Source organism: Flavobacterium sp., from assembly GCF_021151785.1.
Classification (GTDB): Bacteria; Bacteroidota; Bacteroidia; order Flavobacteriales; family Flavobacteriaceae; genus Flavobacterium.
On sequence record NZ_JAGKWP010000017.1, the window covers coordinates 1 to 23,171 of the forward strand.

Sequence of the window (23,171 nt, forward strand, 5' to 3'; positions counted from 1 at the left end):
CTTAATTAATAATTTTACATTATAACATATAAAAATCCCGAATAAATCGGGATTTTTTTTTGAATTTCTTTTATTTAAAAAGATATTTTTTATATTTGAACAACAAAAGGGGGATTAGCTCATTTGGCTAGAGCGCTACGCTGGCAGCGTAGAGGCGACCGGTTCGAATCCGGTATTCTCCACTTATTTTTTATCTTTAGGATTAAAACCCTTCAAAAACACCTAAACCAAATAAAGCAAAATCATATTTTACAGGGTCATTTGCATCCAACTGCCTAAGATTACTATCCAATTCCGCTAATGCTTTAGCATCGTTTTGTTTTCTTATTAATAAATCAAATTTTCGAGCAACATTACCGGAATGCACATCTAGTGGACAAGATAACGCAGACATAGGGATAGTTTTCCAAATACCAAAATCAACACCTCTTTCATCATTACGAACCATCCAACGAAGAAACATGTTGATACGTTTAGCTGCTGATCCATTTAATGGGTCGGAAATATGTTTGGTTGTTCTAGATAAATGATCTATTTCAAAAAATATTTTTTTAAATTCTGAAATAGCTTTTTGAGTAGAACAATTTGTTGTGTTTTCTGCAAAAACGGTCTCTAAACCGGTATGTTTTTGATAAATATTCTTTAAACTTTTAATAAAATATTTTACATCTTCATGATTAAAAGTTCGATGAACAAAATGATCTAACCGTGATAGGTCTTTTTCTCGATGACTTAAAACAAAATCATAAGGACTATCCCCCATAGCTTCCATCAATTTTGAAGCACTCTTAATAATCATTTTACGATTTCCCCAAGCAATCGTAGCAGCTAGAAAACCTGCAATTTCAATATCTTCTTTTTGTTTATATCGATGTGGAATTTGTATTGGATCGGATTCAATAAAAGTGGGATGATTATATAATGCTACTTTTTCATCTAAAAACTCTTTTAATTCGGATGGTATCATAAGATAAATAGAGATCTTTTTAGCCCAGATGGAAGCAAAATACCGTGTAGTGCAAACAACTGGAATGAAATGTGTTTTGAAAACTAAATTGTCTGCTCCTGATTTTGTAAAACACCATCAATCATAACCAATTTTCTATCAGCCATATTGGCTAATTCTTCGTTATGTGTAACGATAACAAAAGTTTGCCCAAATTCATTTCTCAATTGAAAAAACAATTGATGTAAATTTTCAGCTGAAATATGATCTAAATTACCTGATGGTTCATCGGCAAAAATCACAGCTGGATTATTAATAAGTGCCCTAGCGACAGCTACACGTTGTTGTTGTCCGCCTGATAGCTCATTGGGCTTATGATGCATACGATCTTCAAGTCCGAGGTAAGTCAATAATCGAATGGCTTCTTGCATTACTTCTTCCTTTGCTTTATTAGCAATAAAACCAGGAATACAAACATTTTCCAATGCTGTAAATTCAGGTAATAATTGATGAAACTGAAAAATGAACCCCAGATTTAAGTTTCTAAATTTTGATAATTCTTTATCTTTAAAACTAAAAATATTTTCACCATGAATCTCTAAGCTACTGTTAATTTTATCATTTTTACTTGGTAAATCAAGGGTGCCTAATATTTGTAGTAAAGTGGTTTTACCAGCTCCAGAAGGGCCAACTATGGCAACAATTTCACCTTTGTTAATTTGAAGACTTACATTTTTAAGAACATGTAAATCTCCATAATGTTTATTTATAGATGTAGCGCGAATCATAATTCCAATTTGTACAAAGTAACGAAGAAAAAATAGAATTAAAAACAATTCTAAAACATTAGTTAAATCGTAATTTTATTTCAAAAGAAGTAGTAACTTTGAAATAAAAGCAATGAAAAAATTAATCGTATTAAGTGCCCTAACTTTCTTTTTCTCATGTGGAAATAAAGATATTAAAGCACAAAATAAAATTATTAAAAGTAAAGAGAATAAAGTAATTATGAATGATTCGGTTCAATTGGCAACTTTTGCAGGAGGATGTTTTTGGTGTACAGAAGCCCTATTTTTAGAAGTCAAAGGTGTAGAAAAAGTAGTATCAGGTTACACAGGTGGATTCATCAAAAATCCAGCCTACAGAGAAGTATGTAATGGCAATACTGGTCATGCAGAAGCTATTCAAATTACTTTTAATCCGAAAGAAGTAGCTTATGAGGATTTACTAGAAATCTTTTTTGCAACTCACGACCCTACTACTTTGAATAGACAAGGTGCAGATGTTGGTTCACAATACAGAAGTGCAATTTTTTATCATAATGAAACGCAAAAACAAGCGGCTCAGCGATACATTCAACTCATTGAAAAGGAAAAATTATATTCGAGTCCTATTGTAACTCAAATCGAACCAGAGGCTCCTTTTTATTTAGCTGAAGAATACCACCAAAATTATTACAATCAAAATAAGGAACAAGGTTATTGTCAAATGGTAATTGCACCTAAATTAGCTAAATTAAGAAGATATTACACAAGTAAATTAAAATAAAAAACAACATAAGACACTACTGCCCTACTCCTTTTTTCAAAACATAAGTATAAAACCATGTAATTGTAAATGTAGGGACTACATCTGTAAAAGGCGATAATTCTTCAATAGTACCAAATAAACCAGCTATTTTCCCAGCGGTTCCTTTAAACATCAGTATTAAAAGAACCCCAGAGATTGGCGCCCAAATTAAGTCTGAAAATTCACCAAAAATAGGTACGCTATAAGATATCATTCCAATAGCATCAAAAAACAGACTCAAAATTAGTTTTTGTTGCTTTTCTTTAGAATCTATTGTTGGTGGTGTTTGATCTTGATTCATGCTTTCTTTTTAGATTTGTTTGACTAATTTACTATATTCATAACAAAAACAGGAACTTTAATTCAGTTTTTTACTAACAGCACTTAGCTATACACTATCAAATAACACTATGTTAAACAAAATACATCACATTGCCATTATTTGTTCTGATTATGAAAAGTCGAAGCACTTTTACACTCAAATTTTAGGCTTGACTGTTATACAAGAAGTATACAGAAAAGATAGAGCATCATTTAAATTAGATTTAGCTTTACATGGCGTCTATTGTATTGAGTTATTTTCTTTTCCCGATCCTCCTAAAAGGATTTCAAGACCTGAAGCTAGTGGTTTACGTCATTTAGCATTTGAAGTTAGTAATATAGATGAAATAACAACCCGATTATCTTCATATAACATTGAATATGAACCCATAAGAACCGATTTGTTCACTGGAAAAAAATTCACCTTTATAAGCGATCCAGATGATTTACCTATTGAATTCTATGAAAAGTAATTAATATATTTATTTTTATTTAATCTAATTAAATATTATTGTTATTTTTGTACTCATGGAAAATATCAATAAACACATATTATTAAAAATATCTAAAATAAAAACAGATGAAGTAGGTCATTATTCATCTTTTTACAATGAAGAAGTAACTTATCTTGAATACATTATAATTTCTCAAGAATATTTTTTGAATTTAGATGAGAATCAATATCATGTAGAGATACAAATACAAAATAACTACTTCAAAAAATATGAAGAACCTTTTATACCTTTTATAGAAAAACAAACTATTTGTTGTTACACACAAGCCCGCTTATATGAATTAATTCACTGTCAATACAGAGGGATTAAAAGACAATTGTATATAGAGAGCCTGATTCTACAATTAATTCATCAAACTCAAGAAGATCTTCAAGAAGTAAATTGTAAAAATTGTTCATTAAGTACTTTACCTCTAAATAAAGAACAACTTGAAATAATAAAACAACATATCATTCAAAACTTAAATGAAAAATTATCAATATCAGCTCTAGCATCTCTAATTGGAACCAATCAATGCTACTTAAAAAAAAGCTTTAAGGCATATACTGGTGATACTTTATTTGAATACATTCAGATTAATCGCTTACAAAGAGCTAAGTTCTTACTTGAAAACACTAATAAATCAATAAACACTATCGCTTTTGAAGTAGGCTATTCGTCTTCTAGTAGTTTTAGCCAAGCCTATAAAAACTATTTTGGTGTAAATCCCAGAAAGCATACAAAAAAATTACCATAAACTAAACTTTAATTTCTAACAACTAAAATTTACTTACTTTTTTTGGTCTTATCTTTGTTATTATTTTTAATTAATCTAAATAAATAACAAATGAAATACTATTTTAGTTTACTTACAGTAGCCTTCTTTGGCATAATATCAGCACAAAATAATGAAGATAGAAAAGCCATTAAAAACTTGTGTGGCTGTTATGAAGTTACTTTTAATTTTACAGAAACTTTTAGTTATCCCAAGGATACAGCTAATTATATACCTTCTGATAAAAAAACTGAACACGCCTTAGAGTGGGTTCAACCTGTTGAAGAAAAAGACAATAAATTAGTTTTACAACATTTATTAATTGTTGGCAAAAATGAAATAATAAAACATTGGAGACAAGATTGGATCTTTGAAAATACAAAATTCTTTGAGTACAATGGAAATGAAGATTGGAGGTACAAACAATTTCCTAAAGACAAAGTAAAAGGACAATGGACACAAAAAGTATATGAAGTAGATGACAAACCAAGATATGAAGGTTCAGCATCATGGATACATGTTGACGGTAGACATTTTTGGGAAAACACCACCAATGCTCCACTACCAAGAAGAGAATATACTAAAAGAGACGATTATAACATTACCGAAAGAACTAATAGACATGAACTAGTCAGCAATGGTTGGATTCATGATCAAGATAATAAAAAAATCATTCGTGATGCACAAGGAATGGACTATATATTAGCTGAGGAAAAAGGATTTAATATTTATAAAAAGGTGGAAGATGCCAAATGTAAAGCAGCTCAAAAATGGTGGGAAGAAAACAAAGAATTTTGGAAAAAAGTTCGCACAAAATGGGAGTTGGAATTCAAAAAAAATAAAGACCTTAAACTACAAAAATATGTAGACAACAAACCTTTATTTATGCACCTACAAGCCCTGAAAGTAACAGCTTCACAGGAAGAAATTAATAAAACCATCGATTCATTCATCATCAAGTAAATTATATTGTTCTATTGAAAACATACTATTGTTTTCTATCTATATAATGAAAAAAATTATCTATATCTTATTTTTAATTATCCCACATTTTCTGGTTCATTCTCAAAATCAATTAAAAGATTCTGTAAAAGCAAAAGAAATATCTGAGATAATTGTAACAGCCCAATTTGAACCACAGTCCTTAAAAAAATCAATCTATAACATTCGAGTAATTACACAAATGGATATTCAAAACTTGGCAGCAAATAACCTATCTGATGTTTTAAATCAGTATCTGAACATTACAGCAACCCCAAGCAGTTCTTCAGGTCGTTCTACTGTCTCTTTATTTGGATTAGACGCTCAGTATTTCAAAATTTTAGTAGATAATGTTCCCTTAACGAATGAAGCAGGACTTGGAAATAATACAGATTTGTCACAAATAAATTTGAATGATATCGAAAAAATAGAAATTGTAGAGGGCTCAATGGGAGTTACACATGGGGCTAATGCTGTAAGTGGCATTCTAAATATCATTACTAAAAAATCTTCTACTACAAAATGGAACATTAATATGATTACACAGCTAGAGACTATAGGTTCTGAATTTTCTTTATTTAAAGAAGGTAGATACATACAATCTTTAAAAATAGGGCATAACCTTAACTCAAATTGGTATTTTAATATTGGAATAAACCGAACCGATTTTCAAGGTTTTTTAAATGACAAAAATGGAAAAAATCACATCGAAAATGATCAATCCAGAGGCTATAGTTGGTTACCTAAAGAACAATGGAATGGTACGGGCTTATTGACATATAAAAAAAATAATTTTAGAGTATTCTATAAGCTCGAATTCTTAGATGAAACAGTTGATCATTACAACACAACAGTTCAATCAGGTTACAACGATGAATTAGGTACTTACAGATATGCAAACGATAAGCGATATTTCACGCAACGTTTTTTTCATCATGCGAATGCCACTGGAAAATTATTTCAAAAATTGAATTTCAATCTTTCTATATCGCATCAGGAACAAGAACGAAAAATAGAAGATTTTAGATATTATTTATTTACTAGAAAAGAATCTAATATCAACAAGACCAAAGATCAAAGTATGAAAGTATTTTATTCTACTGGAACAATAAGTAATTTTTTTATAAGTTCATCCTTTGATATTCAATTAGGTTACGAAACTGTTCATAATACTGGTTTTGCTCTCACACAAGAGGCTAACTCTACTTATGTCCCTATTGAAAAAGTATTAGAAAACTATGATGTATTTGCTTCATCAGAAATTAAACTAAATACGTCATTATCTATTAGACCTGGATTCCGCTATTCTTTTCAATCAAAATTTGACGATCAACAAGCTACTTCACTTGGGATTAAATATACTATTGAGGATGAAGGATTAGAATGGAGAGCATCTATAGGAAATTCATTTAGAACACCAACTTTTGAAGAGTTATACTCTAAAATGATTTTTGATGGGCATTTTTTTGTTGGAAATGAAAATTTAATCCCAGAAAAAAGCACATCCTATGAAGTTAATTTTAAAAAAAACACATTAATCCAGAAGAAAATTAATTTAACTAACACATTAGCTACAAGCTTTCTTCAAGTTAAAGACCGAATAGATATGGCTTTAATCCGTTTTAATGAAGATACAGGTAATCCTGAATACCAATACGTCAACATCAACAAGTACCAAATGTGGAATTTTTCATCAACACATCAAGTAAAAAACGAAAACTGGACATTTAGTTTAGGGGCAGCTCTAATAGGCATTTCACAAACTATAAAGACTGAAAGCATACAACCTAATGACAAATTCTTGTATTCTTTAAACATTAATAGTAGTATTTCCTATACCGTTTCCCCTTGGAAAACAACTTTTGCTGCCTATTACAAATACAACGGAAAAACACAACAATTCATAGTTGGAAGCTCTGATTATGAAATATCAACAATAGATGAGAGCCATTGGATTGATGCTTCAGTACGAAAACTTTTTTTCAAAAATAAAATTGAAACAACCTTTGGTGTGAGAAACATAGCCAACCTTACAAATGTTAATCAAACTAGAAGTAATACGAATACAGCACACGTATCTGCATCTCAAATTATGCTCGCTTACGGACGCTCTTATTTTTTAAAACTAGCATACAATTTAAACTTTTAATATCACTAATCATGAAAAAAAAATTAATATTACTTTCCATTATTTTTACTTCACTAGTAGCATGCTCTAGTGATGATGAAACTACTAATAACCCAGTAAATGCTTCAGATGGCGCTATTTTAAAACCCATTATTGGTGGGCCTAATCAACCTAATCAAGTGTATTTAGACCTGAGTACGGAACAATTAACAACAGTAAGAAGAGATACTTGGGATTTTGGTTTTTACTCTGGAACAGAATTTAGAGTTATCATTAATGGCTCTGTAAAAATGGCCGTAAAAAAACTTGAAACTACAGATATTACAATAGCTCAAAGTTTTGATGCAAATGTAGCTGTAGGTTCAGGAACTAATGCTGCTAGCAATGGATACTGTGATAATCCGACAGGAATTTTAAATGGGTCAGGTAACGGAATAGGTACTGCAATAGCTGAAATTTCCGCTACGGATGAAGATAATAAAGTATACTTAGTGAATTTAGGCTATGGAATTTCTACAACTACCCCAAGCATAGGTTCTGTTAGTATTGATGGAACTGCAAGAGGTTGGAAGAAAGTACGCTTCTTAAAAAATGGATCGGGGTATAAAATTCAATATGCAGATTTAAGTTCTTCAACTTATCAAGAAAAAATTATTTCAAAAGATCCTAATTATAACTTTGTTTACTTTAGTATGAATTCAGGAGCTACATTAAATGTAGAACCAACCAAAACAAATTGGGATTTAAACTTTACAACTTTTACTAACTATGTAAACTTTGGTACAGAAGTTACATATGGGTATTCCGATTTTATCGCATCAAACCTACATGGTAACACAAAAGTATACCAAGTATTGACTAGTGATGGTGTTACATATGAAGACTTTAAAAAAGCGAATGTAACCGAAACTCATTTTACTGCTTCAACAACAGATCAGAGAACTATTGGTTCTAACTGGCGAAATGGTGGTGGTCCATCAACACTACCGAGTGTAAAAACTGATCGATTTTATATAGTAAAAGATGTTTCAGGAAATTATTATAAAATTCGTTTCCTATCTATGACTAATAATGCTGGTGAAAGGGGAAATCCAATAATCGAATACGCAATTCTTTAATATAAAAAATACAACTTCGTTCATTTTTCAATATTATTTTCCATAATAACAGTTTTGTTTTGACGCTCTCCATCTTTAAAAGATGGAAGCGTTTTTTATTTAGTTACCATAGCATAAGTATTTTCTATACTAGATAAAAATATTTGCAGCAAATTGAATATGCCATTTCTTTTTATTAATAACAATTTTTACTTTATAAGTTAACTTCCCATTCATTTTTAGTGAGTAGTTTTTTGAGTAGTGAAAATCAAATTTTGGTGCTAAAAACATAATAATAAAGATTTATTGAAATTAAACAAAACGAGAAAAGGCGAGTGTTTACACGCATTTGTGTAAAAACTCGCCTTTTTAATTTTTATATTTAGTGACCTCGACAGGATTCAAACCTGTAACCTTCTGAGCCGTAATCAGATGCGCTATTCAGTTGCGCCACGAGGCCTTTAATTTGTGGGTGCAAATATAGAAATAAATAAATTCAAACCAAACATTTTTACATAAAAAATTAAATAAAAAAAAGCTTCTAAAAGCATCCTATTGTAAATCAACATTATGTATATTTAACCTTTTAAAAAAAATAAATCCCATACATGAAAATTGAAGATTTTTTTAGAGACATTCCTAATTTTCCTAAAGAAGGTATATTATTCAAAGACATCACTCCTCTACTATTAAACCCCGAAGCTACCCAATTTTGTTTAACCACATTAGCCGAAACAATTAAAGACAAAAAAATTAATAAGGTTGTCGGTGTTGAAAGTCGAGGCTTCTTTTTTGGAATGTTACTTGCACAATACTTACACGCTGGTTTTGTTCCCGTTCGAAAACCTAAAAAACTACCTTATAAAACCATATCTGCTTCTTATGCCTTAGAATATGGCACTGACAGCCTTGAAATTCATGTAGACGCGATTCAACCTGGAGATAAAGTACTCATTCACGATGATGTTTTAGCTACTGGAGGAACCGCGGAAGCCGTTTGTAAGCTAGTAGAACAATTAGGAGGCGAAATAGTTCAAATAAATTTCTTAATGGAATTATCTTTTTTAAATGGAAGGGAAAAATTAGCAGAAAAAGAAATTTTTGCTGCTGTTACTTATTAGATTCATCTAGGGCTTTACATGTTATAAAATAGCGATAGGCAATGATGGCTTTTTTCCATTTGGGTGCTTTGGCTAAATCTAATCTTTGTTTGGTAAAGCTTGGTAAAAGTAATTTATTCAATAGAGCTAATAATCTATACATATCTAATAAAATATCCCGACAAATTTCGGGATATTTTATTAATATTCATTACAAATAAGATTTTTATTGTCTTTCTAAATAAAAAGATTATTTCTAGTTAAATTTAAATGATTTTATGTATTCTGTTTATCGGAATCACCACTCCTTTTTTAAGGATTACTCGTTCATTTGTAATTCCCCAAACCGTGGTTTCTACCATTTTTTTTGAAGCATCATCCTCAAAATATATTTTCATTTTCACATGTTCTAAATTTCCTAGAGCTAAGGCACGATCTAAATCGTTTTTACGTTGTAAAATATCTTCTTTGTCTGTTAATACTTCTTCAGTTGGAAATTTCAATTGCTCAACTGCTTCTTTTTCAATTAATTGGAAATCGTTCATAAGTTTATCAATTAGATTATTGGTTAAGTATCTTAAAGGTACAAAATTCATTCCAATTGCACCATCCAATTTCTAAAAAAATAAACCCTCTTTTTTTAAAAATAAATCCTAATTTTGTGGTGCTATGCAAAAAACAATAAACATATTAAATAAGAGGGCCAAATTTGATTTTGAGATTTTAGACAAATACGATGCCGGAATTGTTTTGTCAGGAACTGAAATTAAATCCATTCGTTTAGGTAAAGCTTCAATAGCAGAAGCCTTTTGTGAGTTTAATGATAGAGGAGAACTATTTGTTATTAACTCCACCATTGAAGAGTATGCTTATGGCACTCATTATAACCACAGGGCAAAAAGCGAACGAAAATTACTTTTAAACAGAAAAGAACTAAAAAAGCTTGAAAAAGAGGTGCAAAATAAAGGTTTAACTATTGTACCACTTAAATTGTTTACTAACGACAAAGGTTTAGCTAAATTAGAAATTGCCTTGTGTAGAGGTAAAAAGAATTTCGATAAGCGAGAAACCATGAAAGAACGCGATACTAAACGCGATTTAGATCGAGTTAAAAAAATGTTTTAAAAAAAAGGGGATTGATGAATCAATCCCCTTTTTTGACACTATACTAAAAAGAATAGTAGGTATATTTACTTCTCTCCTTTTGCACTTTTAGAATTTTTATTGGTCTTTAAATCGGTTTTTAGTTTTTCTAAATCTGTTTTGGTTTTTTCTAATTCCGATTTCAATTTTTCAAGTTCTGTTTTCGTATCGTCTCCAATTTTAATCGATTTTTCAACTTGAATTTTATTCTCTTTCTTCAATTTATCTAAATCGTTCTGACCATCTGGAGTGCTGCTTGAAAAATTTTTTTCTTTGATAATCATTGTTCCTCCTTTTCCATCGGCATACTTTTTAGTAACCGTACCATCTTCCTCTACTTTTTCCTCTTCTAACTTCATATCTGGATTGTCACCCATCATTTTTCCATCTTTAAAAATAAATGAACGCGACATTCCATTTCCTTCGCCTAATCCCTTTTGTAACTCTTCTAATTTATCAAAGTTAAAATCTCCATTCATTTGGAAAGGCTGATCCATTAATCCTTGAAAAAGGTCGTTATTAAACATTTGTCCAAAACCATTACCTCCAAAAGCAAAACTATTTCCAAAAGGATCATTTGAAGTTCCATTCAAAATAGAAACACTCCCTTTCCCTTTATTATCATATTGTTTTCTAATAGAAATAGGTGCAATAGGGCTTTCATCTGCCACATTATAAGTGCCCGAATTTCCATTTTTATCTTTGTAAGCAATTTTGATGGCTGTAATCTCTTTTTTGTCGTTGCGTTTTATTCCTGAGAAAGCAACTTCAAAATCATATTTTTTAGCATCCGTTTCGTCCTTTTTCAAGTCTTCATCAGTCATATTCTTGTCAATTCGCAACTCAAAACCCGACTTTTGCTTTGCGGCTAACTTTTGCAAATCACTGTCTTGTGCCATTGAAACAGTTGGAATAAAGCAACTGATTGACAAAACAAACATACTCTTTAGTACAAACGTTTTCATGTTCATATTCTTGATTTTTGATTGTTAAATTATGTTTCAAAATTAAATTTCTTTTGGAATACAAAAATAAAAAAAATGTTAATTAACGAGTTTTAACAAAAAAACTGCTTTAAAAGCAGTTTTTTATAAAATTACTTAGTAGTAATATAAACTTTTGAGTTCCCGTCTTTATCTTTCTTAATATCAATTGCCTTTATATTTTCTGGTAGCAACTTTCCTATTTCACTAGCTTCTCTTTTGCTATCGTTAATATAAAATTCAGTAGTCGAAGCATTATCTAATAAGATTGTAGGATGTCCTGGTACTTTCAATTTATTTGAATCAAAAATCAAAGCATCATCCCCATTTTCTAAATGAATTATTCCTTTTCCTTTAATTAAAACTTTAGGATCTTCTTTAATCATTTTATTTGTTGTAATTACAATTACCCCATCAACAGCTTTGGCTCCATAGTTAATTTGGGCTTGTTGTCCTTTGATTACGTTCATAGTAACAATAGATTCAGAAGGTATTTTTTCTAATTCTGAAGACTTGATTTCAACTCCATCTAATAAAATTAAAGGCTTTTTGCTTTCAAAAATAGATTGTTTTTTCTGAATTTTATCATTGATTTCAACCTTTAATTTTAATATAGAATCAACTTTTTCCCAATCAGCTTCTTTGACTATAACTTTCTGATCTTGTTTTTTCAAGGATTTTTCCTCTATTGACACCTTATTTGTCGCTTTAGCCTTTACCTTAACTTCTTGGGCCACTAATTTTACCTGAAACAGTAACATAAAAATAATAAGAATTGGAAGAATAACTCCAAACTTCCATAAACTTGTTTTGCTAGATTGTTTTTTGTTTAACATAACGATTCGTTTTTTGATTAATGATTGATTGAATGAATTACTACACACAAAATTTGTAGGTTTAACGTTGAATTTCAGCATAGCTTTCTGATAGCAAATTCTATCTTTTACTCTGGCAATAGCCTCTTTATCCGCTAAAAACTCTAAATTTTGTACGATACTCTTTTGGTACCACCAAACCACAGGATTGAACCAAAAGAAAATGGTGATTAATTGTGCTAATAATGTGTCGACACTGTGGTTTTGATTCGAATGTGCTTCTTCATGTAGAATAATAACTTCTAATTCGTCCTGATTGATCAGTTCAGGATTATACACGATGTAATTAAAAAATGAAAAAGGTGATTGAATCAAGTGCGATTGTAAATAGGTTTTTCGTTGCTTTTTAACGAGCGCTGATTGTTGAATTACCGAAAACAGTTTTCCAAAACCTATGATGAGTTTTAATACTAAAAACAGAACAATACCAATATAAGCTGCCATTACAAGTACTTCCCAATTTATCGTTGAGGCCTCTAAAGCCGCTGCACTTTCCATTGGTATAAATTCCTTAGCTATTACGGTTGTCTTCGGAATAAAAACTTGCTTGACTTCTATATATTCAATCTTAGTAAATGTAACAAACGGAAGTGTAACCGATAATAACATCCCAAATACTAAATAATATCGTGAAAATTGGAAAAAGGTGTCCTTAACCAACAATACCTTATATACAAGATAAAAGCAGCTTAATAAACCATTTGCCTTGAGCAGAAATTCAAATAGCGGATGCATACTCATTTCTTTTGTTCGATGATGGAAAGTATTTCGCGAAGTTCTGCTGCTGATATCTTCTCTTCTTCAGCAAAATAAGAAACTAAATTTTTATACGAATTATCAAAATAATGCTGTATGGCCGTCTTCATAAACGTTTTTCTATACTCCTCTAAAGTAACAATAGGATAATATTGATGCGAATTCCCATAAGCTTCATAGGACACATACCCTTTTTCCTCTAAATTTCTAATGATAGTGGACAAGGTGTTGTAATGCGGCTTGTCATCCGATATCTCTGCTAATACATCTTTTACAAACGCCTTTTTTAAACGCCATAAAATGTGCATCACTTCTTCTTCTTTATTGGTTAATTTTTGCATAACTAGTTTTTTAGTTAGACAAACGTACAACTATTTTTTTAGTTAACAAACTATTTTTATAGTTTTTCTACTATTTTTTTAGTTTAAATTCGTTGTCAACCAACTTTAAAACCCAAATAGCAAGCAAAGTTCCAATAATACCAAGCACTCCCATGAACAACCAATTGGCTTGATATCCGAATTTTTCAACAATGGTAAATCCTAATTTGGCACTTAAAATATGAGCTAAACTATAAGTCATAGTAAAAATAGCCATGTACCTCCCCTGATGGTGTTTAGGGGCACGACTCATGGCAAAACTATTAGAAAACGGAAAGGAAAACATTTCTGCAAAAGTCATGAACAACATCATAACAATTAAAACACCCGACCAAAAATTTATGAGCAATAAGAAAATACTAATCGCCATAAACAAGCATCCAAAAATAATTACTTTAATTTTGTCGACTTTATTCTTCTCAATATAATTTACGATTGGCATTTCTAGAAAAAAAACCAATACTCCATTTAATGTTAGCAACAAACCTGTTTGCAATTCGGTTAAATTAAACTGCATTTTATGATAAACAGGAACTGTTGTAAACAATTGAAAAAACATAATTCCAACAATCAAAGTCGATACTAAAAAAATCCAATAAACTTTATCTTTAAACACAGAATCAACTAAGATTTCACCTGGATGTTCTTTATCTTGGTAAGCCGATTTCTTCTTTTCTTTTACTTTAAGCCAGAATATCAAAATAGCTATAATACAGGTAGTTCCATCAACCCAAAAAAGCCCTTTATAACCAATATTCATAATGATTAACCCACCCAATGCAGGACCTGCCGCAAAACCTAAATTAATTGCCAAACGAACCAACGTTAAAGCTCTTGTTCTATTTTCTGGTTTAGCATAAGCCCCTAAGGAAACAAACATCGCTGGTCGGAACATGTCGGCAATAGTCATGATGATAAACATACTAATGCACATGCCTTCAAACGAGGTTACAAATTGCAATGCAAAAAACAGAACTCCGCTCGTCAACAAACTAAAAATCATGATTTTGTAAAACCCAATCGTGTCAGACAACTTACCGCCTAACCAAGAACCTAACATGGAACCAAAACCAAAAAAGACCATAATTGTCCCAACTTGCGATAACGTAAAGTGCAAATCTTCATGCAAATACTTGGACAAAAAAGGTAAAACCATTGTTCCAGCGCGGTTGATAAAGGTGATTAAGGTAAGTATCCAAATTTCTCTAGAAAACCCTCTAAAGTTATTTAAGTATGCTTGTAGTGCTTTTAAAATCATAGTTCCGTTTGAGTCACAAATTTACAAAAGCCATTGAAACTAATCATCAAATAAAAATTATATAATTTTGTTAAAAATCATTAGCCATGAAATTCATCAATTTACACACTCACGCTGTTTCGAACACTCCAAATACAATATCAATTTTAAACCAATATCCGCATGAATTTCAAGAGGGATTTTCCAATTATTCTATCGGTATTCACCCTTGGTATATTGACGAAGACCGTTTAGCCTCTGATTTAAAAATAATTAAATCTAAACTTTCAACAAAAGAATGTATAGCACTGGGGGAGTGTGGATTAGATAAACGTATAGATAAAATCTATAGTACTCAAATAGCCGTTTTTGAAGCACAATTAGACCTAAATAGCGCTTTTTTAAAACCGGTTATTTTACATTGTGTAGCCTCTTTTGACCAAGTGATTGCGAGTAAAAAAAACAGCGGCCTCTCCTGCCCTTTTATCCTTCATGGCTTTTCTAAAAACAAGCAAGTAGCAACACAACTTTTGAAACATGATTTCTATTTGTCTTTTGGCAAATACCTACTTCGCAATCCAGAATTAAAAAATGTATTTGCTGAAATTCCTAATGAGAAAATCTTTTTAGAAACAGATACTATGTCGGAAAGTTTGGAAGAAGTTTATACTTTTGCAGCACAATGTAAAAACATTTCTTTAGAGGAAATGCAATCGATTGTTTGGAAAAATTACCAACGCGTGTTTGGAGGTTGAAAAGGTAAAAGCAGAACAATGGTGAAAAAGTGAAAGTTGAAAAGACGGATGTTGGCTGTTAGAAATAAAACATAATAAGAAGTGAATAACGATGAATTGTTTGGTGAACTGTGGTTGAAATTAGATGTAAAAATTCTAGTTACGAATCGCTAATCACTAATCACTAAAAAAAATAAATATGGCAAAGTGGCAAGAAAGAGCTGAGTTATTATTTAAGCCCGAGGGTTTAGAAAAGTTGAGAAATGCAAAAGTATTGGTTGTTGGCCTAGGCGGTGTGGGTTCCTTTGCCGCTGAATTTTTAGCTCGTGCAGGTGTGGGAAACATGACTATTGTTGATGGCGATATTGTAGATATTACCAACATTAACCGCCAATTACCAGCATTGCACAGTACAGTGGGGCAACCTAAAGTAAAAATTGTAGGCGATCGTTTATTAGACATCAATCCTGAACTCAACTTAATTCGTGTTGAGGAATTTTTATCCCCAGAACGCGCCCAAGAGATTGTTTCGCCTGATTTTGATTATGTGTTGGATTGTATTGATAGCATTACACCAAAACTAAATCTCATTATAGCCGCTAAGCGCAAAAAGGTAAAGGTCATTAGCAATATGGGGGCCGGAGGTAAATTTTTATCGCAAAAGATTATTGTTCGCGACATTAGCAAAACAGAAGTTTGCCCGTTAGCTAAAAACATTCGTAAACGTTTGAAAAAAGAAGGAATTTCAAGTGGTGTTAAAGCCGTTTATTCTTTAGAACATCCCGACGAGACGAGTTTAAAAACTACTGATGGGACTAATTTTAAAAAGTCTTTTTATGGCACTAACAGCTGGATGCCTGCCCTATTTGGTTTGCACGCTGCAGAAACTGTAGTAAAAGAACTCTTGCGAAAATAAGCGTTTTACACAAAGAAACCAGTAGCTGAATCCCATACAAAGCTTGAATTTTCAATAATTCAAGCTTTTTTTATAACCTGTACTTACCCACCCATTTGTACCCATCTTTCATAAAATTTGAGCCGTACTACTAGCCCCTTAGTAAGCTCAATTATAGCCCTTTATCCTGTAACGCTCATTACAAACACACAACAATAAGGCTTCTATTTCAAAAACTACAATACTATTTTTAAACTGATGCGTATATTATTTTTAATTTCTAAGGTATATAAAATCAATTGCTGTACAGCAATTGAACAATTCCCCTAGGGCAATCAGTCATTTTCCCTAGGGGAATTACTTCATTTCCCTAGGGCAATTTATTTTAGTGCCTTGAGTACTTGATTTTACTGTACGTTCGAAAGAATAAAAAAGTAAAATGAAAAGCATTTTTTTTTCAAGCGTTTAAAAGGAGCCTGTTTTAGTGATTGTAGCAGGCATTTGGTAAAAAATTCTTTGTAGCTTAATAACCTCAACAATTTTGATTTACACACAAGTTAATACCAATAGCTCAGAAAAATAAAAAACCCTTTTGATGATTTGTAAGAATAAAAAACTATATTTGTGTAATGCTTATTTAAAGTGTATATAAACAAGTCATACATAAATTATTAATAAACACCTTTTAAAAATGACCGCTGAATTAGGATTATTAAATAAATCAAACGTGATACTTGCAGCTGATAGTGCAGTAACAATAGGAGCCCATAATAAAGTTTTTAACACAGCAAATAAATTATTCCCGTTATCTAATTTTGAACCGGTAGGAATAATGATATATAATAATTCTGAATGGATGGGGATACCTTTAGAAATAATTATAAAATCTTATACAAAACAGTTAAATGACACATCATTTTCAACTTTAGAAGAATATAGAAATGATTTTATAAAGTTTATTAAATTAAATTTCAAAAAATTTATTAATGAAGAACAAATAAAACAGATAATAGAATTTCGACTGTATTCAGTTTTGGACAATATTACTGATTTTTTAGAAGAAGATTTAAATGAAGAAATAAACGAATTGCAATCAAAAAAAGAAGACTTTAATTTACTTGAGTTAAAGGAAAAAGTATTTTTTGAAATGATAGATGAACTATCGAAATATAAAGACGATATTTTACCTGAATTTGGTGAATATACAATAGATGAATTTAAGTTAGAATATAAAAAAGTTATAGAGAAAATTTTACCCGGTTTTTTTTCATCAATTAAAATTAAGAAATCCCAAAAACTAACACAAAGAATATATAAATGCATATATCATGAACTTATTTGTGCTTTTTCTGATAATGAAGATTTTTCAGGACTAGTTATTGCAGGTTATGGTTACGATGAAATTTTCCCATCAATAAGCGAAATAAAATTAGGAGAAATAATTTCTAATAAATTAAGATATGAAATTTCTAAAACTAAAAATATTGATAACAATTTAACCGCTTTAATTTGTCCATTTGCACAAAGAGATATGGTAGACACTTTTGTAAAAGGCATAAATCCATATTTTTTTGAATGTTTAGAAGATATATTATTAGAAAATATTAAACATTCTATTGATGAAATTGAAAAAGAAATTCCTGATATAAATAAAGAATTGTTAACACAAAAATTACTAAAAATAATACCTAAAACTTTAAGAGATCTAGACAAAAAATCTTTTGACACACACACAAAATTAATAGTAAAATCTATTTCGTACTTACGAAAAGAGGATTTAATCGAGTTTGCAGAAAGTCTTATAAACTTAACTTCAATAAAACGTAAAACTAGCTCTGAATTACAAAGCGTTGGCGGTCCTATAGATATTGCTGTCATTACTAAACATGAAGGATTTATTTGGATTAAAAGAAAAGAAAATATTGATAGAAAATTTAATTCTGCATATTACAATCGAGAATTTAAAAAAATACAATAATAACTGTGAATAACAGCTACCGCTTTTGCACAACTATCATTTTTTAAAAACAAGCCACAAAAAGTATACATTTCAACCTCTTTTAAAGCAATTTAAGAGAGGTTTATCTTTTAGTTGTAATTCAAAATGTAAAAATTTAAATAGCTTACCATCGCGTTTTTGAAGGCTAAAAAGGCTCGTTTTAATGATTGTTGCAGGCATTTGCTAAAGATTCTTTGTGGCTTAATAGCACCAATAATTTTGATTTACACACAAGTTAACACCAATAGCTCAGAAAAATAAAAAGGCATTTTGATGATTTGTAAGAATAAAAAACTATATTTGTATAATGCTAGTTTATAGCGCATATCCACCCAAAATTGGGTAGATTAGCGATATAATGTAGCGCATATAAACAAGTTAGCAGAAATTAAAAAAAACGAAATGTTAAACCCTATAAATGACAAGCAAAAGTTTATATATACGTTAATCTATCCAGCATTGTTGGGATCAATGTTGTTTGAAATTTTACCAATTAAACTTTGTCCAATATATCTTTTTAAATTTTTAATAATCATCTTCTTTCTACTCGATTATTATCATTTGTATTTTATCATGGACAATAAATTTGATGATGATAAGAAAATTAGTCCAAAATATATTTATGGTGATTTAGCAGTCTCTCTTTTACTTTTTTCAGCGCTAAAATACGCTGATAGTTTACCAATTTTTAGCACTTGGGCAATCGTTGGCGTAACAGTTTGTTTTTTTGTTTACAGTCATGAATTAGATTACGAATTTAAATTTTACAAAAGTTTAGTAGTAATAACAGCTATTTGTGCTATAATTACAACAATCATAATTAATTTAGAAATTCTTATTAACCTACAAGTTTACATTTACTCGATTTTCTTGGCAATCGTACTTATCCAATATAGTAAACACATTCTAGCACAAAAAAAAACTTATAACAAAAAGGACAATTAGCGAAAATTCAAAAAACAATAAATATGCCTGTAGAAGTAAAATTTACAATTAGATATACCGGAGGAACTGCTGATGAAAGCATTTTGGACCTATATGACGCAGCATCTTCGATGCAAGGATTGGCTAAAGCTTTGGCAATAACAACACATGCATTAACGTCAAAAGGTGAAATAAGAAGTAAAGGTGACTCAATTCCTAATGTGAAATTTTATTTACATCCTCCAAAACAAGGAAGTTTTATAGAACTCGTTACTATTGTTTTTGAAGATCCAGTCGCAAGAGTTATTGGTACATCTGTTGTAGTTGCAGCATTTTGGGATATGGTAGATTTTACATGGAGACAAGCGACAGGTAGACAAAAAAATCCTGAAGAAAGAATAGCTCGAAAAATCGTTGAAGATAATGATCTTTTTCCACAAGAAATATCAAGAGTTTTAGAAATTCCTTTACAGCAATTACACCGACCTATACTACATGATAGAAATATTGAAATTGAAATTAAAAGACCTCGTGTTGGTACTGTTTTAAAGTTTAACGCAGATACACTTGATTATGTAATGTCTCAAAATGACCCTCAACTTGTTGAAAATATAAATGGTAATGTTACAAAATATAACATCTTAAGTGGTTATGGAAGATTTTACGATGATAATGTCCAAAGAACAATTCCTTTCCATATTTCTCCAACATTAACCACACAACAAAAAGAAACTTTAACTTGGTCATTACATCACTCTACTGCAGACAATCAAAATGGAAAGATTATTATTGACGCTCAAGTAGTCAGAGATAGATTAGGAAATATAAAAAGATACATCATTGAACATGCAAGAAAAATTGATATCGATTAATAAAGGAACATTTGAAAAAATATTGAATTTCTTAAAACATCCTATAACAGCATTGATATTTGGAGTTTTAGTCAGTTATATTTTTTATCTCATAAGTGAAAAAAATAAAATTCCTTCTTATTATATTTCACCCGCAACATTGGTTGCTCAAAAAAATGATAATAATTTGCAAATTTTATATAATGGTAAAGAATATAAAAACATTTATTATAGAAATTTAATTCTTTGGAATGAAGGAAGTGAATATATTGATAGTAAAGACTTTATAGACTCAAAACCTATGAAATTAAATAATACTGATAGTGTAAATATTTTATCAGTTAACACCGTAAAATCTAGTAGAAATGATCTAGAATTTGAAAACAAAATAATAGGTAATAACTCTGTTATTTTTAAAATTTTAAATGATGAAGCAATTGAAGAAAATGATGGTGTTTGCTTTCATATTCTTTATTCAGACAACAAAAATGGGAACTCAAATTTTAATTTTCTTTCAAGAATCAAGGGTACTTCAAATGGCTTTACATTTAAAAACTTAGAAAACTTCAAAACAACTTCTAGTAAAAAATCAATTTATATTTTATGGGCTATATTGCTTTCAATTTTAGCAATCAGGGTTTTAGTATTATTATTTTATAAAAAAGAAATTGTATTTAGAAAAATAGAAGCCGTTTTCCTTTTATGTTTTTTTGGTTTAACTGTTTACGAAACAATTTATTACATTTTTTATAGTACAAACTTGAACTGGTTAAATTAACTTCTGCTAACAGTGGTAGCTGTTGCACAACTATCATTTTTTAAAAATAAACTATAAAAAGTATACATTTCAACCTCTTTTAAAGCAATTTAAGAGAGGCTTTAAAGCACTTACTTGTAAACCCAACTAAAACTACAATTTTTAATTTATCAAATATTCATTACTAAAAAGTAGTATATTTGAGTTTATAAAAGTTAGGTAGTAAAGAAGTTTAGCTTTTTAGACGAATTGACGTTGTACGACACTAAACCAAAAAAAAACAAATAAGAAAAACCGAAAATTATGGGATGGAACACGTCATTAATTATTATTGAAAATAAGGAGAATTACTCAAACGAAAATGATCTTTTGAAAAGTTTAGGATTTGATAATTTTCAGCAAAAAGAAAATACAACGTTTGATGAAATTCTAAATCCAAAAGATAACCAAATTGGAATTGGATATTATAATGGAAACTTAATAATTTGTGACGGATATTTATTGACAACTAAATCTTTAGAAGAAAGCGAAAACTTAAATTTAGCAAATTACGAAAAAAGTTTAGTCAAAATATTTCCAAAATCTGAGATAGTTACGGTTAGTTGTGTAAGTTCAGTAAATTTTCACGGATATTCACTTATACAAAACGGAGAAAAGAAACGCTTAAAATGTGTTGCGGAAGAAATGAAGCAAGAATTTGGAAATCGTTTTGAAGAAGAAATTGAAATTTATAAAAACTCGTACGAAGAAGACGGAAAATTATTGTGGAAAGACGAAAATGACGAAGATGATTTTTTCACTGAAGACCAGTTGATGGAAGATTTTACTTTTAAAATTGCAAAACGAAGACTTGGTATTCAAATTGATATGGAAGATGGCGAAGATTTGTTTGAAAATACTGAATTCAAAGTATTTCAACTAAATATCAGAACTAAAAACATAACAAAAGAAACTGAAAAGACTGAAACAAATAACTTTAAATGGAAAAAATATTTAATAATTGGCGGAATAATAATCGTTGCAAGAATTTTAATGAAAGTAATATTTAAGTAAATAACATTAGCGATCGTACAACAGCTACCGCTGTTTTACAACCACCATTTTTTAAAAACAAGCCACAAAAATTATACATTTCAACCTCTTTTAAAGCAATTTACTTGTAAACCCAACTAAAACTACAATTTTAAATTTATCAAATATTCATTACTAAAAAGTAGTATATTTGAGTTTATAAAGGTTAGTTAGTAAAGAAGTTTAGCTTTTTAGATGAACTGACGTTGGCAGATTTGACACGACGGGAAATAATTCGTTAAATAATTTTTAGTTACGTAATTTTTTTTTAATTTTACACGTAAATATTTTTATTATGAATACGAAATTAACATTAAATATTGATCAAAACGTTATCGAGGAAGCAAAATTCTATGCTAAAAACAATAGTGTGAGCCTTTCTAAACTTATCGAAAATTATCTTTCATCTCTAACCAAAAAGAACGAAGAAAAAAGCAAAGTAAGTCCACTTGTTGAAAGTCTAACAGGTGTAATCAGCCTTGAAAGCAAAGATTATAAAAAAGAATATTCAGATTATCTAGCTAAAAAATATTCTTAATGGACAAAATATTAGTAGACACAAACATTATATTAGATTTACTTTCTAAACGTGAAGAATTTTACAAAGAAGCTCAACAATTATTTACTTTATCCGACCATAGCAAAGTTAAACTATATGTTTCTTCCCTCACACTGGCAAATACTCATTATTTACTAACTCGAAATCACAAATTAGATGAGGCGAGAAAAATTCTAATAAAATTTAAAGTTTTAGTAGAAGTTTTACCAATGGATGATAAAATTTTAGAATTAGCTTTAGTATCGGATTTCAAAGATTTCGAAGATGCCATTCAATATCACACAGCATTAGAAAACGAATTGGATCTAATAATAACTCGGAATAAAAAAGATTTTAAAAAATCAATACTTCCTGTTCTAACAGCAAAAGAATATTTGAAAAAATAACAATTCCAGCGGTTAACAACGGTAGACATTGTACAAGCATCATTTTTTAAAACAAACTACAAAAAGTATACATTTCAACTGGTTGTAAATTGAATTGACACCAAAAAATCTAGCAACTCAAAGTACTAGGTTTTAATTACAGGCAGATGAAGTTGTCCTAATTTAGTACTGTAACAAACCTATTGCTTAACTTGAAAAAATCAACTAAAT

At 30.0% G+C, this 23,171-nt stretch carries 26 protein-coding genes and 2 tRNA genes; 18 read left to right on the top strand and 10 right to left on the bottom strand.

Annotation, left to right across the window (positions count from 1 at the left end):
• Positions 1–108 precede the first annotated feature (108 nt).
• Positions 109–182 (top strand) — tRNA-Ala (locus QZ824_RS03015).
• Positions 183–202: 20 nt separating this feature from the next.
• Here the strand turns inward: QZ824_RS03015 and QZ824_RS03020 are convergent.
• A complete protein-coding gene (locus QZ824_RS03020; protein WP_291274556.1) occupies positions 203–967 on the bottom strand; it encodes a TIGR02757 family protein in 765 nt (254 codons plus the stop codon).
• Between the two features lie 83 nt (positions 968–1,050).
• Positions 1,051–1,734: an ABC transporter ATP-binding protein gene (locus tag QZ824_RS03025; protein WP_291274557.1), complete on the bottom strand. Its 684-nt coding sequence runs from the start codon at positions 1,732–1,734 to the stop codon at positions 1,051–1,053.
• Between the two features lie 112 nt (positions 1,735–1,846).
• On the opposite strand from QZ824_RS03025, the gene msrA reads away from it, so the two are divergent.
• Positions 1,847–2,494 (top strand): peptide-methionine (S)-S-oxide reductase MsrA, encoded by a 648-nt coding sequence (gene msrA, locus QZ824_RS03030; RefSeq protein WP_366844160.1) that lies wholly within the window; start codon positions 1,847–1,849, stop codon positions 2,492–2,494.
• A 16-nt stretch (positions 2,495–2,510) separates the two neighbouring features.
• On the opposite strand, the gene QZ824_RS03035 is transcribed toward msrA, so the two are convergent.
• Entirely contained in the window at positions 2,511–2,816 is a 306-nt protein-coding gene (locus tag QZ824_RS03035; RefSeq protein WP_291274558.1) for a hypothetical protein, read from the bottom strand.
• 109 nt (positions 2,817–2,925) lie between these two features.
• On the opposite strand from QZ824_RS03035, the gene QZ824_RS03040 reads away from it, so the two are divergent.
• The 5 genes from QZ824_RS03040 (at position 2,926) to QZ824_RS03060 (ending at position 8,332) form a co-directional block, all read left to right on the top strand.
• On the top strand, positions 2,926–3,309 hold the full coding sequence (locus tag QZ824_RS03040) for a VOC family protein (RefSeq protein ID WP_291274559.1): 384 nt from the start codon (positions 2,926–2,928) through the stop codon (positions 3,307–3,309).
• Positions 3,310–3,364: 55 nt separating this feature from the next.
• The gene (locus tag QZ824_RS03045; protein ID WP_291274560.1) at positions 3,365–4,087 is read left to right on the top strand and encodes an AraC family transcriptional regulator; all 723 of its coding nucleotides are present in this window, start codon (positions 3,365–3,367) and stop codon (positions 4,085–4,087) included.
• A 90-nt stretch (positions 4,088–4,177) separates the two neighbouring features.
• Positions 4,178–5,068, top strand: a complete 891-nt coding sequence (locus QZ824_RS03050; protein WP_291274561.1) for a DUF6607 family protein — start codon at positions 4,178–4,180, stop codon at positions 5,066–5,068.
• Between the two features lie 46 nt (positions 5,069–5,114).
• Positions 5,115–7,235 (top strand): TonB-dependent receptor, encoded by a 2,121-nt coding sequence (locus tag QZ824_RS03055; RefSeq protein WP_291274562.1) that lies wholly within the window; start codon positions 5,115–5,117, stop codon positions 7,233–7,235.
• A gap of 11 nt (positions 7,236–7,246) precedes the next feature.
• Complete coding sequence (locus QZ824_RS03060; RefSeq protein ID WP_291274563.1) at positions 7,247–8,332, top strand: HmuY family protein; 1,086 nt, start codon at positions 7,247–7,249, stop codon at positions 8,330–8,332.
• Between the two features lie 365 nt (positions 8,333–8,697).
• On the opposite strand, the gene QZ824_RS03065 is transcribed toward QZ824_RS03060, so the two are convergent.
• Positions 8,698–8,771: transfer RNA gene (locus QZ824_RS03065), tRNA-Arg, on the bottom strand.
• Positions 8,772–8,919: 148 nt separating this feature from the next.
• Here QZ824_RS03065 and QZ824_RS03070 point away from each other — a divergent pair.
• A complete protein-coding gene (locus QZ824_RS03070) occupies positions 8,920–9,432 on the top strand; it encodes an adenine phosphoribosyltransferase (RefSeq protein ID WP_291274564.1) in 513 nt (170 codons plus the stop codon).
• Here the strand turns inward: QZ824_RS03070 and QZ824_RS03075 are convergent.
• Positions 9,422–9,574, bottom strand: a complete 153-nt coding sequence (locus QZ824_RS03075; protein ID WP_291274565.1) for an SsrA-binding protein — start codon at positions 9,572–9,574, stop codon at positions 9,422–9,424. The genes QZ824_RS03070 and QZ824_RS03075 overlap by 11 nt on opposite strands.
• A gap of 103 nt (positions 9,575–9,677) precedes the next feature.
• Positions 9,678–10,025: a hypothetical protein gene (locus QZ824_RS03080; protein ID WP_366844164.1), complete on the bottom strand. Its 348-nt coding sequence runs from the start codon at positions 10,023–10,025 to the stop codon at positions 9,678–9,680.
• Positions 10,026–10,080: 55 nt separating this feature from the next.
• On the opposite strand from QZ824_RS03080, the gene smpB reads away from it, so the two are divergent.
• Positions 10,081–10,536: an SsrA-binding protein SmpB gene (gene smpB, locus QZ824_RS03085; RefSeq protein ID WP_291274566.1), complete on the top strand. Its 456-nt coding sequence runs from the start codon at positions 10,081–10,083 to the stop codon at positions 10,534–10,536.
• 65 nt (positions 10,537–10,601) lie between these two features.
• Here smpB and QZ824_RS03090 read toward each other — a convergent pair whose 3' ends face one another.
• The 4 genes from QZ824_RS03090 to QZ824_RS03105 form a co-directional block, all read right to left on the bottom strand.
• A complete protein-coding gene (locus tag QZ824_RS03090) occupies positions 10,602–11,519 on the bottom strand; it encodes a hypothetical protein (RefSeq protein WP_291274567.1) in 918 nt (305 codons plus the stop codon).
• Positions 11,520–11,650: 131 nt separating this feature from the next.
• Positions 11,651–13,147, bottom strand: a complete 1,497-nt coding sequence (locus QZ824_RS03095; protein ID WP_291274568.1) for a M56 family metallopeptidase — start codon at positions 13,145–13,147, stop codon at positions 11,651–11,653.
• Positions 13,148–13,149: 2 nt separating this feature from the next.
• Complete coding sequence (locus tag QZ824_RS03100; RefSeq protein WP_291274569.1) at positions 13,150–13,509, bottom strand: BlaI/MecI/CopY family transcriptional regulator; 360 nt, start codon at positions 13,507–13,509, stop codon at positions 13,150–13,152.
• A gap of 70 nt (positions 13,510–13,579) precedes the next feature.
• A complete protein-coding gene (locus QZ824_RS03105) occupies positions 13,580–14,806 on the bottom strand; it encodes an MFS transporter (protein ID WP_291274570.1) in 1,227 nt (408 codons plus the stop codon).
• 86 nt (positions 14,807–14,892) lie between these two features.
• Here QZ824_RS03105 and QZ824_RS03110 point away from each other — a divergent pair, with 86 nt between their 5' ends.
• The 9 genes from QZ824_RS03110 (at position 14,893) to QZ824_RS03150 (ending at position 22,961) form a co-directional block, all read left to right on the top strand.
• The gene (locus QZ824_RS03110) at positions 14,893–15,540 is read left to right on the top strand and encodes a TatD family hydrolase (RefSeq protein ID WP_291274571.1); all 648 of its coding nucleotides are present in this window, start codon (positions 14,893–14,895) and stop codon (positions 15,538–15,540) included.
• Between the two features lie 178 nt (positions 15,541–15,718).
• Positions 15,719–16,435 (top strand): tRNA threonylcarbamoyladenosine dehydratase, encoded by a 717-nt coding sequence (locus QZ824_RS03115; protein WP_291274572.1) that lies wholly within the window; start codon positions 15,719–15,721, stop codon positions 16,433–16,435.
• 670 nt (positions 16,436–17,105) lie between these two features.
• Positions 17,106–18,392 (top strand): hypothetical protein, encoded by a 1,287-nt coding sequence (locus QZ824_RS03120; protein ID WP_291274573.1) that lies wholly within the window; start codon positions 17,106–17,108, stop codon positions 18,390–18,392.
• 423 nt (positions 18,393–18,815) lie between these two features.
• Positions 18,816–19,358, top strand: coding sequence for a hypothetical protein (locus QZ824_RS03125; RefSeq protein WP_291274574.1), 543 nt, complete (start codon positions 18,816–18,818; stop codon positions 19,356–19,358).
• 23 nt (positions 19,359–19,381) lie between these two features.
• Positions 19,382–20,209 (top strand): hypothetical protein, encoded by an 828-nt coding sequence (locus QZ824_RS03130; protein ID WP_291274575.1) that lies wholly within the window; start codon positions 19,382–19,384, stop codon positions 20,207–20,209.
• Entirely contained in the window at positions 20,184–20,966 is a 783-nt protein-coding gene (locus QZ824_RS03135) for a hypothetical protein (RefSeq protein WP_291274576.1), read from the top strand. The genes QZ824_RS03130 and QZ824_RS03135 overlap by 26 nt, the downstream gene beginning before the upstream one ends.
• A gap of 282 nt (positions 20,967–21,248) precedes the next feature.
• Positions 21,249–21,998 carry a hypothetical protein gene (locus tag QZ824_RS03140; RefSeq protein ID WP_291274577.1) on the top strand — a complete coding sequence of 250 codons (750 nt, stop codon included), beginning with the start codon at positions 21,249–21,251 and terminating at the stop codon, positions 21,996–21,998.
• Between the two features lie 313 nt (positions 21,999–22,311).
• A complete protein-coding gene (locus QZ824_RS03145) occupies positions 22,312–22,554 on the top strand; it encodes a DUF6364 family protein (protein ID WP_291274578.1) in 243 nt (80 codons plus the stop codon).
• Entirely contained in the window at positions 22,554–22,961 is a 408-nt protein-coding gene (locus tag QZ824_RS03150; RefSeq protein ID WP_291274579.1) for a PIN domain-containing protein, read from the top strand. Before QZ824_RS03145 ends, QZ824_RS03150 begins: the two co-directional genes overlap by 1 nt.
• Positions 22,962–23,171: the final 210 nt, after the last annotated feature.

Excerpts from the sequence above, each read along its gene's own strand:
- QZ824_RS03020 (WP_291274556.1), bottom strand. The coding sequence starts at position 967 with ATGATACCATCCGAATTAAAAGAGTTTTTAGATGAAAAAGTAGCATTA.
- QZ824_RS03025 (WP_291274557.1), bottom strand. The coding sequence starts at position 1,734 with ATGATTCGCGCTACATCTATAAATAAACATTATGGAGATTTACATGTT.
- msrA (WP_366844160.1), top strand. The coding sequence starts at position 1,847 with ATGAAAAAATTAATCGTATTAAGTGCCCTAACTTTCTTTTTCTCATGT.
- QZ824_RS03035 (WP_291274558.1), bottom strand. The coding sequence starts at position 2,816 with ATGAATCAAGATCAAACACCACCAACAATAGATTCTAAAGAAAAGCAA.
- QZ824_RS03040 (WP_291274559.1), top strand. The coding sequence starts at position 2,926 with ATGTTAAACAAAATACATCACATTGCCATTATTTGTTCTGATTATGAA.
- QZ824_RS03045 (WP_291274560.1), top strand. The coding sequence starts at position 3,365 with ATGGAAAATATCAATAAACACATATTATTAAAAATATCTAAAATAAAA.
- QZ824_RS03050 (WP_291274561.1), top strand. The coding sequence starts at position 4,178 with ATGAAATACTATTTTAGTTTACTTACAGTAGCCTTCTTTGGCATAATA.
- QZ824_RS03055 (WP_291274562.1), top strand. The coding sequence starts at position 5,115 with ATGAAAAAAATTATCTATATCTTATTTTTAATTATCCCACATTTTCTG.
- QZ824_RS03060 (WP_291274563.1), top strand. The coding sequence starts at position 7,247 with ATGAAAAAAAAATTAATATTACTTTCCATTATTTTTACTTCACTAGTA.
- QZ824_RS03070 (WP_291274564.1), top strand. The coding sequence starts at position 8,920 with ATGAAAATTGAAGATTTTTTTAGAGACATTCCTAATTTTCCTAAAGAA.
- QZ824_RS03075 (WP_291274565.1), bottom strand. The coding sequence starts at position 9,574 with ATGTATAGATTATTAGCTCTATTGAATAAATTACTTTTACCAAGCTTT.
- smpB (WP_291274566.1), top strand. The coding sequence starts at position 10,081 with ATGCAAAAAACAATAAACATATTAAATAAGAGGGCCAAATTTGATTTT.
- QZ824_RS03090 (WP_291274567.1), bottom strand. The coding sequence starts at position 11,519 with ATGAAAACGTTTGTACTAAAGAGTATGTTTGTTTTGTCAATCAGTTGC.
- QZ824_RS03095 (WP_291274568.1), bottom strand. The coding sequence starts at position 13,147 with ATGCATCCGCTATTTGAATTTCTGCTCAAGGCAAATGGTTTATTAAGC.
- QZ824_RS03100 (WP_291274569.1), bottom strand. The coding sequence starts at position 13,509 with ATGCAAAAATTAACCAATAAAGAAGAAGAAGTGATGCACATTTTATGG.
- QZ824_RS03105 (WP_291274570.1), bottom strand. The coding sequence starts at position 14,806 with ATGATTTTAAAAGCACTACAAGCATACTTAAATAACTTTAGAGGGTTT.
- QZ824_RS03110 (WP_291274571.1), top strand. The coding sequence starts at position 14,893 with ATGAAATTCATCAATTTACACACTCACGCTGTTTCGAACACTCCAAAT.
- QZ824_RS03115 (WP_291274572.1), top strand. The coding sequence starts at position 15,719 with ATGGCAAAGTGGCAAGAAAGAGCTGAGTTATTATTTAAGCCCGAGGGT.
- QZ824_RS03120 (WP_291274573.1), top strand. The coding sequence starts at position 17,106 with ATGACCGCTGAATTAGGATTATTAAATAAATCAAACGTGATACTTGCA.
- QZ824_RS03125 (WP_291274574.1), top strand. The coding sequence starts at position 18,816 with ATGTTAAACCCTATAAATGACAAGCAAAAGTTTATATATACGTTAATC.
- QZ824_RS03130 (WP_291274575.1), top strand. The coding sequence starts at position 19,382 with ATGCCTGTAGAAGTAAAATTTACAATTAGATATACCGGAGGAACTGCT.
- QZ824_RS03135 (WP_291274576.1), top strand. The coding sequence starts at position 20,184 with ATGCAAGAAAAATTGATATCGATTAATAAAGGAACATTTGAAAAAATA.
- QZ824_RS03140 (WP_291274577.1), top strand. The coding sequence starts at position 21,249 with ATGGGATGGAACACGTCATTAATTATTATTGAAAATAAGGAGAATTAC.
- QZ824_RS03145 (WP_291274578.1), top strand. The coding sequence starts at position 22,312 with ATGAATACGAAATTAACATTAAATATTGATCAAAACGTTATCGAGGAA.
- QZ824_RS03150 (WP_291274579.1), top strand. The coding sequence starts at position 22,554 with ATGGACAAAATATTAGTAGACACAAACATTATATTAGATTTACTTTCT.